Source organism: Actinomadura sp. NPDC049382 (assembly GCF_040677125.1).
In the GTDB taxonomy this organism is placed as follows: domain Bacteria; phylum Actinomycetota; class Actinomycetes; order Streptosporangiales; family Streptosporangiaceae; genus Spirillospora; species Spirillospora geliboluensis.
The window spans coordinates 24,578-44,158 of record NZ_JBFARO010000064.1 but is presented as its reverse complement, the minus strand read 5'-3'; the positions used below and the strand labels follow the sequence as shown (position 1 = coordinate 44,158).

Below are 19,581 nucleotides of genomic sequence, written 5' to 3'. Positions count from 1 at the left end.
GGGACTGGATCTCCTCGGCGGTGGCGTTGCCGCGCAGCATCTCGATCATCTCCATCGTCCAGATGCCGGACAGCGCGCGGGCGGCGAGGCGGCGGCCAGCCGGTCCTTCAGCTCGGCGGCGTTCCAGGGGGCGTCCCGGTAGGCGTCCTCGGCGGCGGCGAGGATCGCGGCGGCGGGCTCCTTCATCGCCTTCTTCCAGGACTGCTCGTCGATCGGCGGCTCGTCCAGGCAGACGAAGTCGATCATCTGGACGATCTCCGAGAGCAGCGTGATCCGGGTCTGGGCGAGCGGCGCGAGCTCGGCGAACACGGCGACGTCCACGTCGAAGGGCGCCCGCTCCAGGAAGGGCAGGCATTCGGCGATGAACTTCTCGACGGGCAGCGCGCGGATGTACTCGCCGTTGAACGAGCGGAGCTTCTTCTCGTCGAAGAACGCGGGCGAGGAGTTGACGTCCTCGATGCGGAACTCGTCGACGATCACGTCCCAGGGGACGATCTCGCGGTCGCCGGACGGGGCCCAGCCGAGCAGCATCAGGTAGTTGCGCATGGCCTCGGCGAGGTAGCCCTCGGCGCGGTAGTCCTCCAGGGCGACCTTGTCGCGGCGCTTGGACAGCTTCTGCCGCTTCTCGTTGACGATGACGGGGACGTGCGCCCAGACGGGCGGCTCGCCGCCGAGCGCCTCCCACAGCAGCTGCTGCTTGGGCGCGTTGGACAGGTGCTCCTCGCCGCGCACGACGTGGGTGATGCCCTGGCTCATGTCGTCGACCGCGTTGGCCAGCAGGAAGGTGACCGAGCCGTCGGCGCGGGCGATGACGAAGTCCTCCAGGACGGCGTTCTCGAAGACGGGCTTGCCGCGCAGCAGGTCGACGACGGTGGTCTGGCCCTCGTCGGGGGTGCGGAAGCGGAGGGCGCGTCCGGGGCCGGGCTCCAGGCCGCGGCCGCGGCAGAAGCCGTCGTAGCCCTTGTGCTGGTCGCCGGTGCGGGCGACGATCGCCTCGCGGCTGCAGTCGCAGTAGTAGGCGCGGCCGGCGTCCTTCAGCGTCTGGACGGCCTCGGCGTGCCTGTCGGCGTTGGCGGACTGGAAGTAGGGGCCTTCGTACTGCTCGCCGTCCATCCCGAGCCAGGCGAGGGCGCGGATGATGCCCTCGGTCCATTCGGGGCTGTTGCGGGAGGCGTCGGTGTCCTCGATGCGCAGTACGAGCGTCCCGCCGGACTGGGCGGCCATCACCCAGTTGAACAGCGCCGAGCGGGCGCCGCCGACATGGAACATGCCGGTCGGGGACGGGGCGAAGCGTACGCGGATCGAAGAGCTCGAAGACATGCCTCAAGGGTAGAGCGCGCGGGCCCCCGCTCGCGCCGGGACCCGCGCGCCGCCGCGGATTCAGGGCCTCCAGCGCGGGTCGCGGCCGGCCAGGCCGAGGACCCGGTCGAGCAGGGGGGCGTCCTCCGCCACGGGCACCTCGGGCCCGAACGCGCCGTACTTCCGGCTGACGTCGGCCATCGCGCGGGTCTGCTCCCAGGCCGCCTGGACGGTCTCGGCCGGGAAGGCGGGCTCGCGGCCGGTGGCGACCGCGAGGTCCCAGCCGTGCAGGACGCCTTCGACGAACACGATCCCGCCGATGAACCCGGCGGGCATGCCCTCCTTGGCGCCGGTGAGGCTGGTGTCGCCCTCCCATGCCGCGGGGTCCTGCCACGCCTCGGCGGTCTTGCGGGACTGCTCCTCGAACCGCTCGGCCCAGTGCGGCTCGGCGGTGAAGTCGTGGTCTTCCCCGGGCCCGGTCGGCGGCGCCTTGCGCGCGGCGGCCTCGGCCCGCCCGGTCCACAGGATCAGGTGGTTCACCAGGCCCCGCACGTCCCATTCGGGGCACGGGGTCGGCGCGTCCAGTTTCGCGGGCGGGATCTCCAGGACGATCCGCGCCGCGGCCTCGGCGGCGGAGAGCATCTGGCTCCGGATATCCATGGTCTTTCCCTCGCTCATCAGTTCGAACATCCGTCCACGCTAGGACGGAACGCGGCGCGGGTCTTGAAGAAACGCGACACCGGTAGCCTGGATCCGATGGACCGATCCCTACCCGGCGGGACGCGGGGCATCCTGCGCCCCCGGACGGGCCTGGAGCGCTTCGACGTGGAGCGGATCGCGCCCTGCCCCGCCCTCGCGCCGTTCGTGGCGAACTTCTGGGTGCTGCGCTGGGATCTGCGGGGCCGTCCGCCGCACCGGCAGCAGGTGCTGACGCGCCCGTCCGTGCACGTCACGTTCACGAGTTACCTGACGTCCGGGGCGACGCGCGCGCGGATCGCGGGCGTGGTGCGGGACGATTTCGTCGAGGAGATCCACGGCGAGGGCCGCGTGGTCGGGGCGGCGTTCCGGCCGGGCGGGTTCAGGCCGTTCATGGACGCGCCCGCCGCCTCGCTGACCGGCCGCTTCGCGGGGGTGGACGAGGTGTTCGGCGCGGCGGGGCTCGCGCTCGCCGGGGAGGTCTTCGCGGCGGCGAGCGCCGAGGAGGGCGTCGCCCGGCTGGAGGGGTTCCTCGCGGAGGCGGCCCCCGAGCCCGACCCGGCGGCCGAGCGGGCCGCCTCGGTGGTCGCGCGGATCGCGGAGCGCCCCGGCCTCGTCCGGGTGGACGAGCTGGCCGCCGCGGAGGGGCTCAGCGTGCGGGGGCTGCAGCGCCTGTTCCACGAGTACGTGGGGATCAACCCGAAATGGGTGATCCGGCGGTTCCGGATGCAGGAGGCCGCCGAGCGCGCCGCGTCCGGCGCGGGCGTCGACTGGGCGGCGCTGGCGGCCGAGCTGGGCTATGCCGACCAGGCGCACTTCACCCGCGACTTCACCGCCGCCGTCGGGACGCCGCCCGCGCGGTACGCCCGCGAGGCGGGTCCTGGCACTATCGAGGCATGACCGTCCCCCGTCCCTCCCCCGGCGACCCCGACCCCCTCGATGACCTGGACGCCTTCGGGGCGCTCGCGGCCCGGAGGCTCGGCTCGTTCGCGCACACGACCGTGCCGGACGCGCCCGGCCTGCGCCGCGCCGGGGTCGTGCTGTGCGCGGTGGAGCACGGCGGCGTCCCGTCGGTGATCCTGATCAAGCGCGCCTACCGGGGGCGGAACGCGGGCCAGTGGGGGCTGCCGGGCGGGCGGCTGGAGGACGGCGAGACCGAGGAGGAGGCGGCGCTGCGCGAGCTGCACGAGGAGATCGGGCTGGCCGCCGGGCCGGCGGACGTCCTCGGCCGGCTCGACGACTTCCCCGCCAGCTCCGGCTTCGCGATCACCCCGATCGTGGTGGCGCTGCGGGATCCGGGCCCGCTCGCGCCGAGCCCGGACGAGGTCCACTCCGTCCACTACACGAGCCTGCGGAGGCTGGCGGACGACGACACCCCGCACTGGGTCCCGCAGCCGGACGGCGGGAGCCTCCTGCAGATGCGGCTCGGCCCGAGGTGGCGCGTGCACGCCCCGACCGGGGCGATGCTGTGGCAGTTCCGGGAGGTCGTGCTGCTCGGCAGGCCCGCTCGGGTCGCCGGTTTCGCCCAGCCGGACTGGACGCGCAACTGACCCGCTGCGCTCGCGCCCTACGGCCGCCGGCTCAGAAGGTGCCGCCGTCCACGACGATGCGCTGCCCGGTGACGTAGGACGCGCCGTCCGAGACGAGGAACCGCACGACGTCGGCGACCTCCTCGGGCGAGCACACGTGCCCGTACGGGGACATGGCGTCCTGCTGCCGGATGTCCTCGACGCCCGCGGTGGCGCGCACGAGCCGGCGTCCCATGTCGGTGTCGACCAGCCCGGGCGCGACCACGTTGACGTGCATGCCGTTGCCGCGCTCCTCCTTGGCGAGGACCTGCGCGAGCGCCTCCATCGCCGCCTTGCCCATCGCGTAGGGGCCGCCGAACGGCGGCATGATGTCGGTGATCACGCTGGAGACGAACACGACGTCGCCGCGCTCGGCGCGGCGCAGCAGCGGCAGCAGCGCCTGGCTGACGTGGTGCGGGCCGAACGCGTGCACGCGCATGACCCGCTCCAGCTCGGCCGGGTCGGTGTCGGCGACGCTGTTGCCGCGGCTGGCGATCCCGGCACTGTGCACGAGGATGTCGAGGGAGCCGAACTCCTCCTCGACCTGCCCAGCGAGGCCGCGGCAGTCGTCCACGCTGTCGACCGAGGCGCGGAAGGCGCGGCCGCCCACCCCGGCGGCCTCGATGTCGGCGACGGTCTTGCGGGCGGCCTCCTCGTCCCGCCGGTAGGCGATGCCCACCCGGGCCCCGTCGGCGGCCAGGGCGAGCGCGATGGCCCTGCCGATCCCGCGGCTGCCTCCGGTGACCAGGGCGGTACGGCCGGCGAGAGGACTCATGGGGGCACTCCTTCGTCAGGGGTCGCTTACCACGGTCCATCCTGCACGTTCGAGGTGTGCCGGGGTAAGCGGCCCCCGGTGCGAGCGCCCTCGGCGGAGCGCTAGGCCGCGGGCGCGGCCTCGATCACGTAGTAGGAGGAGGGGGGCAGCGGCCCGGTGAACGAGACGCCGGTGAACCCGGCCGCGTCCAGCAGGTCCCGGAACTCGGCCTCGGAGCGCTCGCGGCCGCCCGTGGCGACGAGCATGTTGAGGTCGTTGCGGACGACGCCGGCCGTCTCCGGCGTGACCATCTCCGGCATCACCTGCTCCAGGACGACGACCCGCGCGCCGGGCTCCATCGCCGCGCGGATGTTCCGCAGGATGGCGAGGGCCTTCTCGTCGCTCCAGTCGTGCAGGACGCTCTTGAGCACGTAGGCGTCAACACCGGCGGGAACGGACTCGAAGAAGTCGCCCGGCACGATCTCGGCCCGGTCGGCGACGTCCGCCAGCGTGCCGGACGCGGCGTCGAGGCCGGCGGGCAGGTCGAACAGCAGCCCGCGCAGGCCCGGGTTCGCGCGCAGGATCGCGGCGAGCAGCGTGCCGTCGCCGCCGCCGAGGTCAGCGACCGTCCCGTAGCGGGAGAAGTCGTGGGCCCCGATCATCTCGGGCGCGACCGCGCGGGTGTGCTCGGCCATCGCCGTGTTGAACGTGGCCGACAGCTCCGGGTCGGTCGCGAAGTACTCGAAGGACGTCCGGCCGTTCACGCGCTTCCACGCCTGTTCGCCGGTGCGCAGCGTCCCGGTCATGTCGCCCCACGTCCGCCACACATCGGGGCCGCAGAACAGCCTGATCAGGGCGCGGACCGAGTCGGGCGCGTCCGCGCGCAGGCGCTGCCCCTCGGCGGTCAGCGCGAACAGGTCCTGCTCCTTCTGCTCGACGGCGCCCAGGGTGACGAGGCCGCGCAGCAGGCGGAGGAGGGACGGCGCATGGGTGCCGGTCGCCTCCGCCAGCTCCCCGCTCGACCTCGGCCCGTCGGCCAGGGCGTCCGCGACGCCTATCTCCGCGGCCGTGTGCACGATCTGCGCCGGCATGTATCCGAAGGCCGCGTCCAGCAATGGTGATCTCGACATCGTCGGCTCCTTTTCCGTTCGTCCGAGGACGCTACGGACCCCCGCCGTACGCCGTCTTGGACGAATGGAACCTTCCCCGCCGGGCCGGGCGCCCACATGGGCGCCGGGTCAGCGGCTGAGAGCGCGGAGCCAGGTCTCGGCGATGCCGAGGTGCTCGTCGGTGAGCCCGGTGAGCGGGTCGATCTCCACCAGGAGGTGCTCGGCGACGCCGGGTTCGCCGGCGATGCACTCGGTGGCGTCCGGCTCGTCCTCGAACCAGACGAACGGGCGGCCCTCCGCCCACGCCGCCACGTGGCGGGCCTTCCACGCGCCGAGCGAGCGGCCCTCCGCGCTGCCGGGATAGGACGGGATCGGGACGAACGGCAGTTCCGGCAGCCCGATCCTGGGCGCGATCCAGCCGTTGGCGTGGCCGCACCAGTAGCTCGCCCAGGCCAGCTCGGCGCCGGTCGACTCGGCGAGCTGGAGCAGCGCCGGGCCGTGCGCAGGGTTGAGCCAGAGCTTGAACCGCATGCCGTTCGGCGAGCACTGGTGCCGTCTGAACCCGCGATGGGGCCTCTCGAACGGATTGAGCACCCCGTCGACGTCCAGCAGCACCACCGGCGACCCCATACACCGGACGGTACGTCATCGCGGGCCCGGGGTCGAAGGTCATTTCGCGCGCCGTGTTCCGGAGGGCGCCGGGCGGGCATCCTCCGGGCATGTGCCGACTGTTCGGGATGACCACGGGCGGGCCGCGCGTCCACGCCACGTTCTGGCTGCTGGACGCGCCCGAGAGCCTGGAGTTCCAGTCGCGCCGCATGCCGGACGGGACGGGGCTCGGCTGGTTCTCGCTCGGCGAGGAGCCCGTCCGCGACCGCGCGCCGATCGCGGCGTTCCAGGACGCCGACTTCAACGCCGAGGCGCGCAACATCGTGTCGCACACGTTCATGTCGCACGTCCGGTACGCCTCCACGGGGGCGCCGGACGTGCACAACTCGCACCCGTTCGTCATGGACGACCGGCTGTTCGCCCACAACGGCGTGGTGCGGGGCCTCGACGGCCTCGGCTCGTGGCTCACCGACGTGGACCGGGCGCTGATGCAGGGCCAGACCGATTCCGAGCTCGTCTTCGCCTACATCACCGCGGAGATCCGGCGGCACGGCGACACCACCGCCGGGCTGGTCGCGGCCGTGCGCCGCATCGCCGCCGAGCTGCCCGTGTTCGCGCTGAACGTCCTGCTCGCCGAGTCGCGGCGGCTGTGGGCGCTGCGCTACCCGGACACCCACGAGCTGTGGGTGCTCACGCCGACGCTGGAGAAGCCCGGCCCCGCCCGGCACCTGGCGTCCGGCCACGAGCCCGGCCAGGTGCGGGTGGCGGCGCACCGGGAGGCGTGCCCGGCGGTCGTCATCGCCAGCGAGCGGATGGACGACGACCCCGGCTGGCGGCTCCTCGCCCCCGGCGAACTGCTCATCCTGGACGGCCTGCAGGCGACCTCGGCGTTCCCGTTCGACGCGCCCGCGCACCCGCTGACGGTCGCGGACCTGTCGCCGGCGGAATCCACCTCCCAGGTGTGAACGACCCGGGTGTGCTCGACCCAGATGTGATCAACTCCGCGCGACCGGACGTAGGGTGGACGGCCGAAACCCTTTGAGGAGCCCGGATGACGCACGAACTCACGCTGATGGCCGTCCACGCCCACCCGGACGACGAGGTGCTCGGAACGGGCGGCCTGCTCGCCCGCAGCGCCGCCGAGGGCATCCGCACGGTGCTGGTCACCTGCACCAACGGCGAGCAGGGCGACGACTCCGGCGGCGTGAAGCCCGGCGAGCCCGGCCACGACGCCGAGGAGGTCGCGCGGCGCCGCCTCGGCGAGCTGCGCGAGTCGGTCGCGCTGCTCGGCATCGATCACCTGGAGCTGCTCGGCTACCGCGACTCCGGCATGGACGGCTGGGCGACCAACGACGACCCGCGCGCGTTCGCGAACGTCCCGCTCGACGAGTCCGCCGGGCGGCTCGCCGAGCTGATGGAGCGGTACCGGCCGCAGGTGGTCGTCACCTACGACGAGAACGGCGGCTACGGGCACCCCGACCACATCCAGGCGCACCGCATCGCGCTGGCCGCCGCGGAGCGGACCGGTGTGCCCGACAAGCTGTACTACACCGCCATCCCCCGGTCGGGCATCAAGCAGATGTTCGACGCCGTCCGGGAGGCCGGCGTGGAGATCGACTTCGACCCGCCGGAGGACTTCGGCACCCCCGACGAGCTGATCACCAGCGCGGTCGACGTCTCCGCGCACGTGGACGCCAAGCGCAAGGCCCTGGAGGCGCACGCCAGCCAGGGCGAGAACATCTTCCTGCTGCGGATGCCGGAGGAGATGCAGCGCGCGGCGTTCTCGTACGAGGCGTTCGTCCGGCACTTCTGCCGCGTCGAGGCCCCGGACAAGGAGGAGGACCTGTTCGCCGGCCTCAGGTAGCCCGCCGCTGCGCCCGGTAGTGGTCGAGGACGTCCTGCCGCAGCAGGTACCCGAACCCCGCCCGCTCCAGGCGCAGCGCCAGCGCCCCCTCGTCGGTGCCGAGGGCCGCGGCGGCGGCGCTCAGCCGCCAGTCGTGCTCGGCGAGCCTGCGCAGCAGGTATCCGCGCCTGACCTGCGTGTCCGACAGCCGGAACGACTTCAGGTAGGCGACCCGGCCGTCCCCGTCGGTGATCGTCTCGCCGATGTGGTTCTCGCCGCGCAGCGCGAACGACGGCAGGAACCGCGCGAGCTCGAACCCGTGCAGGTGCTGGACGACCTGCCGGGTGCCGTCCTCGTCGAACAGTTGCCCGGCCATCACCGCGTCGTGGAACGACGCCCATTCCTCCCGCTGGATCTCGGCCGCGGCCCGCAGGTCCGCCAGGGTGCGGATGCCGGTGCCGTCGATGCGGGCGGACAGGTCGCCGGCGGGCGCGCCCAGCAGCCCGTACATGTAGATCAGCTCGCCGAACAGGTCCTCGACCAGCGTCGGGTGCAGCGCCCGGTAGTCGTCGGGGTGCGGGACGACGAAGGCGCTCGCCAGCGAGTCCGCGACGTAGACCATGACGCCGCACTGCCCCGGATGGATCTCGAAGATCCTCAGCGCGTCCTCCAGGCCGCGCACCCGGTGCCCGGTGTAGGTCTCCTCGCAGCGGGGCGACAGGCCCCGGGCGACGGCCCGGCGCGCCCACTCCTCCCAGGCGATCTCCGGGCCGCCGAAGTGCAGTGCGAGGTAGCCCTCGACGGCCAGGTGCAGGGGGAGGAAGCGGAGCCGGTTGCGGTCCGCCTTCCGCGCCATGCGCCGCACGACCCGCACCGGGATGCGCGGCGGGGCCTGCTCACTGGCGCGGTCCAGCAGCCGCGTCCCGTAGGAGGCGCCCGGGAGCTGGTCGCCGTCGTCCCACGCGGCCACGAACGCGTGCGGGACGAACGACACGTAGTACGCGTTGCCCACGTCCACGACCGACACCGGCTCGGCGTACACCTTGCGGTGCAGCCGCAGGTTGGGGACGGGCTCGTCGCGGATGAGCGGGACGAGCCGCACCGAACCCCACGCCTGCGCCGGGCCGGTCTCCAGTCCCTCAAGGTCGAAGGTCATGCCGGCGCCCCCAGGAAACGGGCGGCCCGGTCGTCGAGGTGGGCCTGCAGCTTGGCGAGCCCGACCCGGCCCTCGGCGAACCGCGCCAGCTCCACCAGCGTGGCCAGGTTCTCGGCGTCGCGGATGCCCGCCGTCGGGACGGCCGGGGCCAGCCGCCGCACCTCGAAGCCCTCCGCGTCGTACACCGGGTTGAGGTGCACGATCAGCGTCCGCTGGCCGTTCGCCACTCGGTGGCCCGGGTCGAGCCGGGTCCGCCAGATCCGCAGCACGTCGGCGGCGAGGCCGGGCGGGGCGTTGTCCCAGCCGTCGGAGACGATGAGGAGCCGCTCGGGGGCGGTGTCCAGCGCGTCGATGATCCGCAGGCCGAGCGGCGTCGGGCCGGACGGGTAGAGCAGCAGCTCGTCGGTGCGGCCCGACGTCCACAGCGGCGTGTAGTCCTTCGCCAGCGCCTCCAGCAGGTAGTGCACGGCGAGCGCGACCGCCAGCGGGCGGCGCCGCTTCTCCCCCGAGCCGAGGGAGGAGTAGCTGTCGTCCAGCACGGCGGCGACCCGGCCCCACGACCCGCGCGCCGCCCCGGCGACCCGCCGGGCCGCGGTGCGCAGCGCCCGCGACAGCTCGGCGCGCCGCGCGGACCGCTCGTCCAGCGACAGCGACAGCACGTACGACGCGAGCCGCGTCAGCGGCATCTCCCCCAGGTCCGCGGAGACGCCGGCGCCCTGCATGCGCAGCCGCTCCAGCCGGGTCATCCGGTGCTCGATCCGCTCCAGGAACACCTGGCGCGGGATCCCGTGCTTGGCCGCGAACCCCTCCGCGACCGTGTACGGCAGCTCGTAGACGGCGGCCTGCTCGTAGTGCGCCCGGCGCCACCGCTCGAAGATCGGCGTCTGGAACGCCTTCACCGACCGCGGCGCGAACAGGAAGGAGTGCTGCTCCGGTTCGAGCCGCAGGTGCGCGTGCCGCGCGACGTCCCTCACCGCCCCGCGGTACTTCACGAAGTCGAAGGCGGGGTCGCGGCGCCCGGCCATCCAGTCGCGGATGATGGCGCGCGTCCGCCGGTTGTTCACCCCGAGCCGCCGCAGGTCCCGGAAGACCCGGTACACGCGCTGCTGCGGCATCGTCTCCAGCCGCCGGGCGATCAGCAGCCCTTCGCGCCTGCGCCGCTCGACCGCGACATCGCCCGCCCGCACCAGCAGGTTCCGGATGATGATCGCCGCGTTGTGGTCGTTGACGTCCAGCGCCAGCGCGGCCGCGTAGACCTCGCGGTAGTTCTCCAGCATGTACTCGTGCAGGAAACCGAGGCTGAGCCGCTGCTCCGCCGCGTCGCCGTGGAACTCCCGCTGCCCGGTCGAGGTGATCGCCGCGTTGACGAACATCAGCACGTCCTCGCACGCGACGAGGTCCGCGAACGTCTCGCTCATGGTTTCCCGGGCTCGGTGGGGGCGATGGGGGGCGCCGGCCGGGGAAGGGAAGCGCGAGCTGGCGAATCATCACTTCAAAGGTGGGTTCCGGAAGTCGCACCGAAGTCCCGCGGCCGGCTCCCGAACCGTAACACCGCCCCCGCTCCCGAGCCTCCGAATATCCGCGGACGGGGCGGGGTGGTCAGGGACGGTGGTGATCAGGGGCGGTGGTGATCAGGGGCGGTAGGTGCCGAAGTACCAGGTGTTGCCGTCGGGGTCGCGGGCCGCGTAGTCGCGGGAGCCGTAGTCCTGGTCGGTGAGGGGGCTGGTGATCTCGGCGCCGGCTGCCTTGGCCCGGTCGTGGTGGGCGTCGGGGTCGTCGACCGCGACGTAGACCGAGGCCGGGGCCGTGTCGGCGGTGCCGAGCATCAGCAGGCCGGTGTCGAAGCGCATCTCGGCGTGGACGATCCTCCCGGTGTCGTCCCGGTGCGCGGCGATCTCGGCGAAGCCGAACGCCTTCTCCAGCCACGCCATCGTCCGCGCCGGGTCGGCGGACCTGATCAGCGGGTAGAAGGTCCGGCGGATCTCACTCGTCATGTCGTCCTCCCTGGGTCTGGCATGCCCAGTGTGCGGGGCGAGGATCCGCCCCGTCTTGGACGGATGGCACCTCAGCGGCGGGCGGCGTCGCGTTCGGCGGCGAGGCGGCGGGTCTCGGGCGAGACGGGGGCGCCGAGGATCGCGGCGACGACGTCGATCAGGTAGCTGGTGAACAGGCGGTCGTCGGTGCGGGGGCCGGAGCGGGCGCGGCGGGCCAGCTCGATCGACGCGTACAGGATGGCGGTGAAGCGGCGGTGCAGGCGGGCGGCATCCTCTTCGAGGAGGGGCTCGACGAGGTTCCGCCAGCGGCAGAGGCTGTCGCGGGGGTCGTCCAGTACCGCCATGGGGACGAGCGGGTTCGGCCGGTTCACGACGTCGGCCCAGATCTGCAGGTAGGCGCGGCCGGACGGGTCGGCCAGGCGGGCGGCGAGCGGGCGGACGAGGGCGGCGGCGAGCGGGCGCACGCCCCGCTCGCCGTCCTCGTAGGCGTCGAGCAGGGCGTGCCGGCGGGCCTCCACGTCGGGGGCGTGCCGGGCGAAGATCGCGCGGAGGATCCCGGCGCGGTCCCCGAAGTGGTACTGGACGGCCGTGGCGTTGCGGGCGCCGGCCTCCTGGAGGATCTCCCGGAGGCTGACGGCGTCCACGCCGCGCGCGGCGTACAGGGCCTCGGCGGCGTCCAGCAGCCGCTCGCGGGTGTCACTCATCGGCGATCGCGAGCTCCAGGGCCTCGGCGAAGCGCTCGCGGGCGGCCTCGCGGCGGGTCGGCAGGTGGCCGGACGGCCACAGCCCCTCGACCGGCTCGACGTCGCGCAGCAGCTGCCGAGCCAGGGTGATCTTGTGGACCTCGGTGGGGCCGTCGGCGATGCCGAGCGCCTCGGCGGCGAGCAGCATGCCGGCGAACGGCATCTCGTTGGAGACGCCGAGGGCGCCGTGCAGGTGCATCGCGCGCTGGACGACGTCGTGGTAGACCTTCGGCATCGCGGCCTTGACGGCGGCGATGTCCTTGCGGACCTTCTTGTAGTCGCCGTGCCTGTCGATCAGCCAGGCGGTGCGCAGCACGAGCAGCCGGAACTGCTCGATCTCGATCCAGCTGTCGGCGATCTTCTCGCGGGTCATCTGCATCTTGGCCAGGGCGCCGAACCGGGTCTGCCGGGACACCGCCCGCTCCAGCATCATGTCGAACGCCTTGCGGACCTGCGCGATCGTCCGCATCGCGTGGTGGATGCGGCCGCCGCCGAGGCGGGTCTGCGCGATGACGAACGCGCCGCCCTCGTCGCCGAGGAGGTTCTCGGCCGGGACGCGGACGTCCTCGTAGCGCAGGTAGCCGTGCGAGCCCTCGCGCTCGCCGCCGACGCCGACGTTGCGGACGGTGGTGAGCCCGGGCGCGTCGGCGGGCACGATGAACATCGACATGCCCTCGTAGGCCGACACGTCGGGGTTGGTCACCGCCATCACGATCAGGAAGGTCGCGTGGCGGGCGTTGGAGGAGAACCACTTCTCGCCGTTGATGACCCAGCCGTCCCCGTCCCGGACGGCGCGGGTCGTGAACAGGGTGGGGTCGGCTCCCCCGTGCGGCTCGGTCATCGAGTAGGACGAGGAGATGTCGCCGTCCAGCAGGGGGCGCAGGTAGCGGTCCTTCTGCTCGGGCGTGCCGAAGTGGGCGATGATCTCGGCGTTGCCGGAGTCGGGCGCTTGGCAGCCGAACACCGACGGCGCCCACCGGGAGCGGCCGAGGATCTCGTTCAGCAGAGCCAGCTTGACCTGGCCGTATCCCTGCCCGCCGAGGTCGGGGCCGAGGTGGCAGGCCCACAGCCCCTTGGCGCGGACCTGGTCCTGGAGGGGGCGGACGAGCCGCTTGTAGCGGGGGTCGCCCTTGTCGTAGGGGTCGCCGAGCACCAGGTCGAGCGGCTCGACCTCGTCCCGGACGAAGGCGTCCGCCCAGTCGAGGAGTTCCTGGTAGTCGGGGTCGGTCTCGAAGTCCCATGCCATGGCGAGCCTCCTGCGTCGTTTCCCCGATAATCGACCTACCTCAGTAAGTAATGCAAGTGCATGACTGTTACCCTCCGGATGACCTTGCGCCGGAAAGGGACCCGCCGTGCAGCCTGAGCAGATCGACCGCGCCCTCGTGGACTTCGCCGTCCTGGCCGGGTGGATGGACGACCGGGGCCTGCCGGGCGGCCCGTTCGAGGACGTCGCGCCGCTCGCGGGCGGCACGCAGAACACCCTGATCCGGTTCCGCCGGGGCGGCCGCGACTACGTGCTGCGGCGCGGCCCGGCGCACCTGCGGGCCAGGACGAACGACGTCCTGCGCCGCGAGGCCCGCGTGCTGGGGGCCCTCGACGGCACCGGCGTCCCGGCGCCGCGCCTCATCGCGGCCTGCCCGGACGAGTCGGTGATGGGCGGCGCGGTCTTCTACCTGATGACGCCGGTCGAGGGCTTCAACGCCTCGGTCACGCTCCCGGCCCTGCACGCGGGCGACGCGTCCGTCCGGCGGGAGATGGGGCTGAACGCGGCGCGCGCGCTGTCGGCGCTCGGCGCCGTCGACCACGAGGCGGCCGGGCTGGGCGACTTCGGCAAGCCCGAGGGGTTCCTCGAGCGGCAGGTCGGCCGCTGGATGTCCGAGCTCGACTCCTACGGCGCGCTCGACGGCTACCCAGGCCCCGACATCCCCGGCCTGGACGACGTCGCCCGCTGGCTGGAGGGGCACCGTCCCAAGGTGTGGCGGCCGGGCATCCTGCACGGCGACTACCACCTGGCCAACCTCATGTACTCCTTCGACGGCCCCGAGGTCGCCGCGATCGTCGACTGGGAGATGTGCACGATCGGCGACCCGCTGCTCGACCTCGGCTGGCTGCTGGCCACCTGGCCGGACCGCGACGACCAGAGCGCCGCGCTGGCCGGGCCGCTGGGCGAGGCGGGCGGGCTGCCGGCCGCGTGGGAGCTGGTCGCCGCCTACGCCGAGCGCGCGGACGCCGTCGCCGGGCGCGACCTGTCGTCCATCACCTGGTACGCGGTGCTCGCCTGCTTCAAGCTCGGCATCGTCCTGGAGGGCACGCACGCCCGCGCGTTCGCGGGCAAGGCGCCCCGGGAGACCGGCGACCTGCTGCACGCGATCACCCTCGGCCTGTTCCGCCGCGCGCAGGGCTTCATCGGCGCATGATCGAGATCCGGAGCGGCGGGCCCGCGGACGCGCCGCTGATGCTCGCCATGCTGGACGGCGCGGTCGCGTGGCTCGCGGCCCGCGGCCGGACGGGCCAGTGGGGCAGCGAGCCGTGGTCGGGCGATCCGCGCCGGGTGGAGCGGATCGAGGGCATCGCCCGGGACGACGAGCTCTGGGTCGGGCAGGTGGACGGCCGCCCGGCCGGGGTCATGGCGGTCGCGCCCCGTCCGGCGCCCTACGTCGACCCGGCCGGCGAGCCGGAACTGTACATCACGCTGCTGGTGACCGACCGGGCGTTCGCCGGGCACGGCGTGGGTTCCGCGCTCATCGCGAAGGCCAAGGACGAGGCGCGGGCCAGGGGCGTCTCCCTGCTGCGCGTCGACTGCTACGGCGGCGGCGACGGGCGGCTCGTCGAGTACTACCGCCGCAACGGGTTCGAACCCGTCGCCGAGTTCACCGTCGGCGACTGGCCGGGGCGCCTGCTGGCGCAGCGGGTGGAGCCCCGCGGAGCTTGAAAATCCGCGCGGCGCGACGCAGCCTGGGAAGGGACCGGTGCGAACGGGGCAGTCGGTGACGCCCTTACGCCGCACGGACGGCGACCGAGCCGCTCGTCCCGTTCCGCCGGTCGAGACCCCCTGCCGGGAACCCTCATGTCGGATTCCCGCCAGCGCCCGCACCCGCCCGGCGGGCACGCTCATGGCATGGCAGGGAACTTCCGCTTCGGCGTCGTGGGCGAGTCGATCAGGTCGGGCGACGGCCTGGTCGAGACCGCGCGGCGCGCCGAAGCCCTCGGATACGACGTGCTGACGCTGCGGGACCATTTCGTCGCCGAGCCGTTCGGCGACCAGCTCGCGCCGATGGTGGCGCTGGCGTCCGCCGCGTCCGCCACGACCACGCTGCGGCTGGGCACCATGGTCCTCGCCAACGACTTCCGGCATCCGGTGATGCTCGCCAAGGAGGCCGCAACCCTCGACCACCTGTCGGGCGGGCGGTTCGAGCTCGGCATCGGCGCGGGCTGGCTCCGCGACGAGTACGAGGCCGCCGGAATGCCGTTCGACCCGGCCGGGACGCGGGTCGGGCGGCTTGAGGAGTCGCTGCGGATCCTGCGGAGCCTCCTCGGCGGCGAGAAGACCGACTTCGCCGGGGAGCACTACCGCGTCGACGGGCTGACCGTCTTCCCGCGGCCGGAGCGGCGGCCGCCGCTGGTCGTCGGCGCGGGCAGCGCCCGCATGCTCGGGATCGCCGGGCGGCACGCCGACACGGTCGGCGTCCTCCCTCGCGCCCTGCCCGAGGGGGCGATCTCCGACGAGCTCACCGAGCGGCTGCCGGACACCATCGCCCGCAAGGTCGACCGGGTCCGGGAGGCCGCCGGCGGCCGGGACGTGGAGCTGAGCATGATGGTGAACCCCGTGTTCGGGGACGACCCGCGCCGCACCGCCGCCCGCGTCGCGGTGACGCGGGGCTGGGGGACGTCGTCGGCCGGGCTCGTGCTGGAGATGCCGTCGCAGTTCGTCGGCCCGCCTGAGCACATGGCCGAGCAGATGCTCGCCCGCCGCGACCGCTACGGCTTCACCTACTACCAGGTCCCGGACTCGGCCATGGAGGCGTTCGCGCCCGTCGTCGGGCTCCTGGCCGGCTAGCCGGGGGCGGCGAAGCCCGCGTTCATGGCGAGGCTCAGCTCCTGCTCGGTGAGCCGGTCGCCGGCGAGGGCGGCGACGATGCGGCCGTGCTGGAGGACGACGACGCGGTGGCACAGCTCGACCAGCTCGGCGAGGTCGCTGGAGGCGATCAGCACCGCCTTCCCCTCGGCGGCCAGGCCCCGGACGATGCCGTGCAGCTCGCCGCGGGCGCCGACGTCCACACCGCGGGTCGGGTCGTCGAGGACGAGGACGTCCGGGTCCGCGTCCAGCCACTTCGCGAACACGGCCTTCTGCTGGTTGCCGCCGGACAGGTCGCTCGCGCGGGCGTGGACGCCGCCGCGGACGCGGAGCCGCTCCAAATGCTCGCGGGAGCGGGCGACGAGGCGGGAGCGCCGCGGCATGACCCCGCCGCGGCCCTGCCCGAGCCAGCTCACCGACGTGATGTTCTCCCAGAGCGCCTTGTCGAGCATCAGCCCGCGGCCCTTGCGGTCGCCGGAGACGTAGGCGACGCCCATCGTGACCGCGTGTCGGGGCGAGCGCGGCGACCGGCCGTCCGGCAGCCGGACCGTCCCGGACGCGGGCCGAGCCCGGCCGCAGACGGCGTCGAGCACGGCGAGGTGGCCGGACCCCTGCAGCCCGGCCAGCCCGACGATCTCGCCGCGCGCGACGGTGAGCGACACGTCCCGGAGCCGTCCCGGCACGGTCACGGAGGCGAGGGCGACCGCGGTGCGGGCGGCCGCCGCCCCGCCGGGGCGGCGCGGGGCGGCGGCTGCGGCTTCCGCGTGCCGGGCGGGCTGCCCGAGCATCGCGGTGACCAGGGAGTCCAGGCCGACGTCGGCGGCCGGTGCGCCCGGCAGCACGACCCGGCCGTCCCGCAGGACGGTGACCCTGGTCGCGACCCTCATCACCTCCTCCAGGAAGTGCGAGATGTAGAGGACGGCGAGGCCCCGCCCGGCCAGCCGCCGGGTGACGGCCGCGAGCCGGGCGGCGGCGTCGCGGGGCAGTGCCGAGGTGGGCTCGTCCAGGATCAGGACGCGGGGGTCCTGCAGCAGCGCCCGGCAGATCTCCAGGAGCTGCCGGTCGGCGAGGGGCAGCGCGCCGACCTTCGCGTGCGGGGGCGGGTCCAGGCCCAGCTCGGCGAGGACGGGCGCGGCGAGCCGCCGCATCTCCCGCGTGCTGACGAGCCCGCGGCGGCGCGGCGCCCCGTACAGGAACAGGTTCTCCAGCACGGTCAGGTCGTCGTAGGTCATCAGCTCCTGCGAGACGATCGCGACGCCCTGCGCCGCAGCGTGCCGCGCGTCGGCGAACCGGACGGGCACGCCGTCCAGCTCCACGGTGCCGCCCTCGGGCCGCACCACCCCGGACAGGATCTTCACGAGGGTGGACTTGCCGGCGCCGTTCTCCCCGACGAGGGCGTGCACCTCCCCCGCGTCCAGGGCGATGCCGACCCCGTCGAGCGCCGTGACGCCGCCGTAGTGCTTGACCAGGCCCGACGCGACCAGCATCAGCGGGCTTCCTTCAGCGGACGCATGCTCGCGTCCGGATTCGCCAGGAGCTTGTCGAGGTGCGGCTTGTACCACTGGTAGGCGTTCTGCACCGACTGCTGCCGCTTGATGATGTCGTCGATGTTGGACGCGTCCATCACCAAGCCCGGCGTCTTGAACCAGCCGTCCGGGAGCTTGCCGTCGTTCTTGCGCACCGACGAGATCAGCATCGAGGTCGCGACGTAGCCCTTGAGGTAGTGCTCGGGGTCGATGCCCGCGAAGTTGGTGCCCTTCTTGATGTATTCGAGGGTCTTGGGGTCGACGTCGAACCCGGCCGTGAGGTACGTGCCGTGCTTCTGGTCCTTGAGCCGGCCGAGGTTGTAGCTGTCGGCGTCCCCGACGCCGAGGAAGGCGAGGGCGTCGGGGTTGGCGTTCACCTGCGACTGCCAGGCGCCGTAGCTCTGCGCCGGGTCGCTGTAGGTCTGGAACGGGCCGAGGACGCGGATGCCGGGCGCCAGCCGCGCGAACGTGTCCTTGATCCCCTTGGCGCGGCTGTCGAGGACGGGCGTGCCCGGGTTCGGGACGCCGACGACCACCTTCCCCCTGGCGTCCTTGCCGAGCTTCTTCACGGCCGCCTCGGCGAGCATCCCGCCGAGTTCGTAGTTGTCGTTGCCGACGTAGAAGGTGACCTTGCTGCCGTCGGTGGGCGCGGTGTCGAGCGCGACGATCGGGATGCCCTTGTCGACGGCCTGCGCCGCGGGGCGGGTGAAGATCGGCGGGTCGAGGTTCTCCAGCACGATCCCGTCCGGGTGGGTGACGGTGAGGTTCTGGAACAGCTGCTGCTCGGCGGGCCCGTCGGTGTTGGGCGGCCCGACCACCTTGAAGTCGATGTTCCCGGCGCGGTTCGCGGCCTCGGTCGCGCCCTCGTACATCTCGCGGGCGAAGTTCAGGCTGTAGTTGGCGACGGCGATGCCCATCTTGAGCCGTCCGCTCTCGCCGCCGGAGCCGGAGCCGTCGCCGCAGGACGCGGTGGCGAGGGCGGCGCCGAGCACGAGGGCGGCGGCCGCCGCGACGGGCCCGCGGGGACGCGGGATCATGGGTTCCTCCCTGGGGAACGCAGGTCACGGACGCGGCGCAGCAGCGGCGCGGCGCCGACGGCGGCGAGGATCACCCCGCCGGTCGCGAAGGTCGTCCAGTTGATGGGGACCTCGAAGAACACCAGCGCCGCGGTGACGGCGCCGAGGATGAGGGTGCCCGCCGCGGCGCCGACGACGGAGCCGGTGCCGCCCTTCAGCGGGGTGCCGCCGATGATGGCCGCGGCGATGGCGGTGAGCTCGTAGCCCTGGCCGATGGTGGGGTCCCCGGCGATGAAGAACGCCAGGGCGAGGACGGCCGCCACCCCCGCCATCAGGCCCGACAGCGCCAGCGCGGCGATGCGGGTGCGGGTGACGGGCAGCCCGCCGAACTCGGCGGCCTCGGGGTTGGAGCCGATGGCCCGGACCCGCGCGCCGAACCGCGTCCGGGTGAACACGACGGTCAGTACGGCGACGGCCCCCGCGAACACCCACACCGCGTTCGGGACGCCGAGCGACTCCCCGCCGCCGAGCACGCTGAAGAACGCGTGGTCCTGCGGCAGGTCGGTGACCTGCTTGCCCTCGGCGAGGGCGAGCCCGATGCCGCGCAGCAGCATCAGCGTGGCGAGCGTGACGATGAACGACGGCAGCCGCAGATAGGCGGTGATGGCGCCGTTGACCGCCCCGAGCGCCGCGGACAGCGCCAGCACGGCGAGGGCCGCGAGCCACGGGTTCCAGCCGTCCCGGATCAGCAGCGCGCCGACGACGATGCCCATCGCGTACATGCCGCCGACCGACAGGTCCACCTCCCGCATGGCGAGCGCGAACACCATCCCGCACGCCATCAAGCCGACGTAGACGGAGTTGTGGGCGGTCGTCAGCAGGTTCCCGGTCTGCAGGAAGTCCGGCTTGAGCAGGCCGACGCCGAGCACCAGGAGGACCAGCACGCCGACGACGGCGGCCTCGTCGGGGACGGGCCGCCGCCGCGTCCGGAGCCGGTGCCCCCGGGACGCGCCGGGCGCGCCGTCTGCGGCGTCCTTGTCTTCCTGGTCGTCCTTGCCGTTCTCCGAGGCCGGCTCGGCCGCGGGCTTTCGTACGGACATGCGGCGAGCATGTGACCTGCCGCACGGCGCCACAAGGAAGCCGTTTCACCCAATGAAAACGCGCCCTTGCCGGGGTGCGCGGGGTGGCGCACG

At 73.4% G+C, this 19,581-nt stretch carries 20 protein-coding genes; 7 read left to right on the top strand and 13 right to left on the bottom strand.

Annotated features, from left to right (window positions below):
* Positions 1-45: 45 nt before the first annotated feature.
* Both gltX and AB0K34_RS29550 read right to left on the bottom strand, forming a co-directional pair.
* A complete protein-coding gene (gltX, locus tag AB0K34_RS29555; protein ID WP_364552201.1) occupies positions 46-1,320 on the bottom strand; it encodes a glutamate--tRNA ligase in 1,275 nt (424 codons plus the stop codon).
* A 60-nt stretch (positions 1,321-1,380) separates the two neighbouring features.
* The gene (locus AB0K34_RS29550; RefSeq protein ID WP_364552199.1) at positions 1,381-1,989 is read right to left on the bottom strand and encodes a TIGR03086 family metal-binding protein; all 609 of its coding nucleotides are present in this window, start codon (positions 1,987-1,989) and stop codon (positions 1,381-1,383) included.
* Positions 1,990-2,055: 66 nt separating this feature from the next.
* On the opposite strand from AB0K34_RS29550, the gene AB0K34_RS29545 reads away from it, so the two are divergent.
* Together AB0K34_RS29545 and AB0K34_RS29540 are read left to right on the top strand one after the other, a co-directional pair.
* On the top strand, positions 2,056-2,895 hold the full coding sequence (locus AB0K34_RS29545; protein ID WP_301176354.1) for a helix-turn-helix domain-containing protein: 840 nt from the start codon (positions 2,056-2,058) through the stop codon (positions 2,893-2,895).
* Entirely contained in the window at positions 2,892-3,545 is a 654-nt protein-coding gene (locus AB0K34_RS29540) for a CoA pyrophosphatase (RefSeq protein WP_301176355.1), read from the top strand. The genes AB0K34_RS29545 and AB0K34_RS29540 overlap by 4 nt, the downstream gene beginning before the upstream one ends.
* 31 nt (positions 3,546-3,576) lie before the next feature.
* On the opposite strand, the gene AB0K34_RS29535 is transcribed toward AB0K34_RS29540, so the two are convergent.
* The 3 genes from AB0K34_RS29535 to AB0K34_RS29525 all read right to left on the bottom strand — a co-directional run bounded on the left by AB0K34_RS29535 (position 3,577) and on the right by AB0K34_RS29525 (position 6,056).
* On the bottom strand, positions 3,577-4,338 hold the full coding sequence (locus AB0K34_RS29535) for an SDR family oxidoreductase (protein ID WP_301176356.1): 762 nt from the start codon (positions 4,336-4,338) through the stop codon (positions 3,577-3,579).
* Positions 4,339-4,439: 101 nt separating this feature from the next.
* Positions 4,440-5,447 (bottom strand): methyltransferase, encoded by a 1,008-nt coding sequence (locus AB0K34_RS29530; RefSeq protein WP_301176357.1) that lies wholly within the window; start codon positions 5,445-5,447, stop codon positions 4,440-4,442.
* Positions 5,448-5,555: 108 nt separating this feature from the next.
* Positions 5,556-6,056 carry an HAD domain-containing protein gene (locus AB0K34_RS29525; protein WP_301176358.1) on the bottom strand — a complete coding sequence of 167 codons (501 nt, stop codon included), beginning with the start codon at positions 6,054-6,056 and terminating at the stop codon, positions 5,556-5,558.
* Positions 6,057-6,145: 89 nt separating this feature from the next.
* Here AB0K34_RS29525 and AB0K34_RS29520 point away from each other — a divergent pair, with 89 nt between their 5' ends.
* Together AB0K34_RS29520 and AB0K34_RS29515 are read left to right on the top strand one after the other, a co-directional pair.
* Positions 6,146-7,000: a class II glutamine amidotransferase gene (locus AB0K34_RS29520; protein WP_301176359.1), complete on the top strand. Its 855-nt coding sequence runs from the start codon at positions 6,146-6,148 to the stop codon at positions 6,998-7,000.
* Positions 7,001-7,086: 86 nt separating this feature from the next.
* Positions 7,087-7,899, top strand: a complete 813-nt coding sequence (locus AB0K34_RS29515; protein WP_301176360.1) for a PIG-L family deacetylase — start codon at positions 7,087-7,089, stop codon at positions 7,897-7,899.
* Here the strand turns inward: AB0K34_RS29515 and AB0K34_RS29510 are convergent.
* The 5 genes from AB0K34_RS29510 to AB0K34_RS29490 form a co-directional block, all read right to left on the bottom strand.
* A complete protein-coding gene (locus AB0K34_RS29510; RefSeq protein WP_301176361.1) occupies positions 7,892-9,034 on the bottom strand; it encodes a hypothetical protein in 1,143 nt (380 codons plus the stop codon). The genes AB0K34_RS29515 and AB0K34_RS29510 overlap by 8 nt on opposite strands.
* Entirely contained in the window at positions 9,031-10,452 is a 1,422-nt protein-coding gene (locus AB0K34_RS29505; protein WP_301176362.1) for a hypothetical protein, read from the bottom strand. Before AB0K34_RS29505 ends, AB0K34_RS29510 begins: the two co-directional genes overlap by 4 nt.
* A 213-nt stretch (positions 10,453-10,665) precedes the next feature.
* Complete coding sequence (locus AB0K34_RS29500) at positions 10,666-11,028, bottom strand: VOC family protein (protein WP_301176363.1); 363 nt, start codon at positions 11,026-11,028, stop codon at positions 10,666-10,668.
* Positions 11,029-11,099: 71 nt separating this feature from the next.
* Positions 11,100-11,732 carry a TetR/AcrR family transcriptional regulator gene (locus tag AB0K34_RS29495; RefSeq protein ID WP_301176364.1) on the bottom strand — a complete coding sequence of 211 codons (633 nt, stop codon included), beginning with the start codon at positions 11,730-11,732 and terminating at the stop codon, positions 11,100-11,102.
* Positions 11,725-13,017, bottom strand: a complete 1,293-nt coding sequence (locus AB0K34_RS29490; protein ID WP_301176365.1) for an acyl-CoA dehydrogenase family protein — start codon at positions 13,015-13,017, stop codon at positions 11,725-11,727. The genes AB0K34_RS29495 and AB0K34_RS29490 overlap by 8 nt, the downstream gene beginning before the upstream one ends.
* A gap of 106 nt (positions 13,018-13,123) precedes the next feature.
* Between AB0K34_RS29490 and AB0K34_RS29485 the strand changes: the two genes are divergently transcribed.
* The 3 genes from AB0K34_RS29485 to AB0K34_RS29475 all read left to right on the top strand — a co-directional run bounded on the left by AB0K34_RS29485 (position 13,124) and on the right by AB0K34_RS29475 (position 15,828).
* Complete coding sequence (locus AB0K34_RS29485; protein ID WP_356948771.1) at positions 13,124-14,188, top strand: phosphotransferase family protein; 1,065 nt, start codon at positions 13,124-13,126, stop codon at positions 14,186-14,188.
* On the top strand, positions 14,185-14,703 hold the full coding sequence (locus AB0K34_RS29480) for a GNAT family N-acetyltransferase (protein WP_356948772.1): 519 nt from the start codon (positions 14,185-14,187) through the stop codon (positions 14,701-14,703). The genes AB0K34_RS29485 and AB0K34_RS29480 overlap by 4 nt, the downstream gene beginning before the upstream one ends.
* A gap of 186 nt (positions 14,704-14,889) precedes the next feature.
* Positions 14,890-15,828 carry a TIGR03621 family F420-dependent LLM class oxidoreductase gene (locus AB0K34_RS29475; RefSeq protein ID WP_301176366.1) on the top strand — a complete coding sequence of 313 codons (939 nt, stop codon included), beginning with the start codon at positions 14,890-14,892 and terminating at the stop codon, positions 15,826-15,828.
* Here AB0K34_RS29475 and AB0K34_RS29470 read toward each other — a convergent pair.
* The 3 genes from AB0K34_RS29470 to AB0K34_RS29460 are packed head-to-tail and all read right to left on the bottom strand — an operon-like array spanning position 15,825 to position 19,488.
* Complete coding sequence (locus AB0K34_RS29470; protein WP_301176367.1) at positions 15,825-17,333, bottom strand: sugar ABC transporter ATP-binding protein; 1,509 nt, start codon at positions 17,331-17,333, stop codon at positions 15,825-15,827. The two genes, AB0K34_RS29475 and AB0K34_RS29470, sit on opposite strands and share 4 nt — an antisense overlap.
* A complete protein-coding gene (locus AB0K34_RS29465) occupies positions 17,333-18,409 on the bottom strand; it encodes a sugar ABC transporter substrate-binding protein (RefSeq protein WP_301176368.1) in 1,077 nt (358 codons plus the stop codon). Before AB0K34_RS29465 ends, AB0K34_RS29470 begins: the two co-directional genes overlap by 1 nt.
* On the bottom strand, positions 18,406-19,488 hold the full coding sequence (locus tag AB0K34_RS29460) for an ABC transporter permease (RefSeq protein ID WP_301176369.1): 1,083 nt from the start codon (positions 19,486-19,488) through the stop codon (positions 18,406-18,408). Before AB0K34_RS29460 ends, AB0K34_RS29465 begins: the two co-directional genes overlap by 4 nt.
* Between the last annotated feature and the right edge of the window lie 93 nt (positions 19,489-19,581).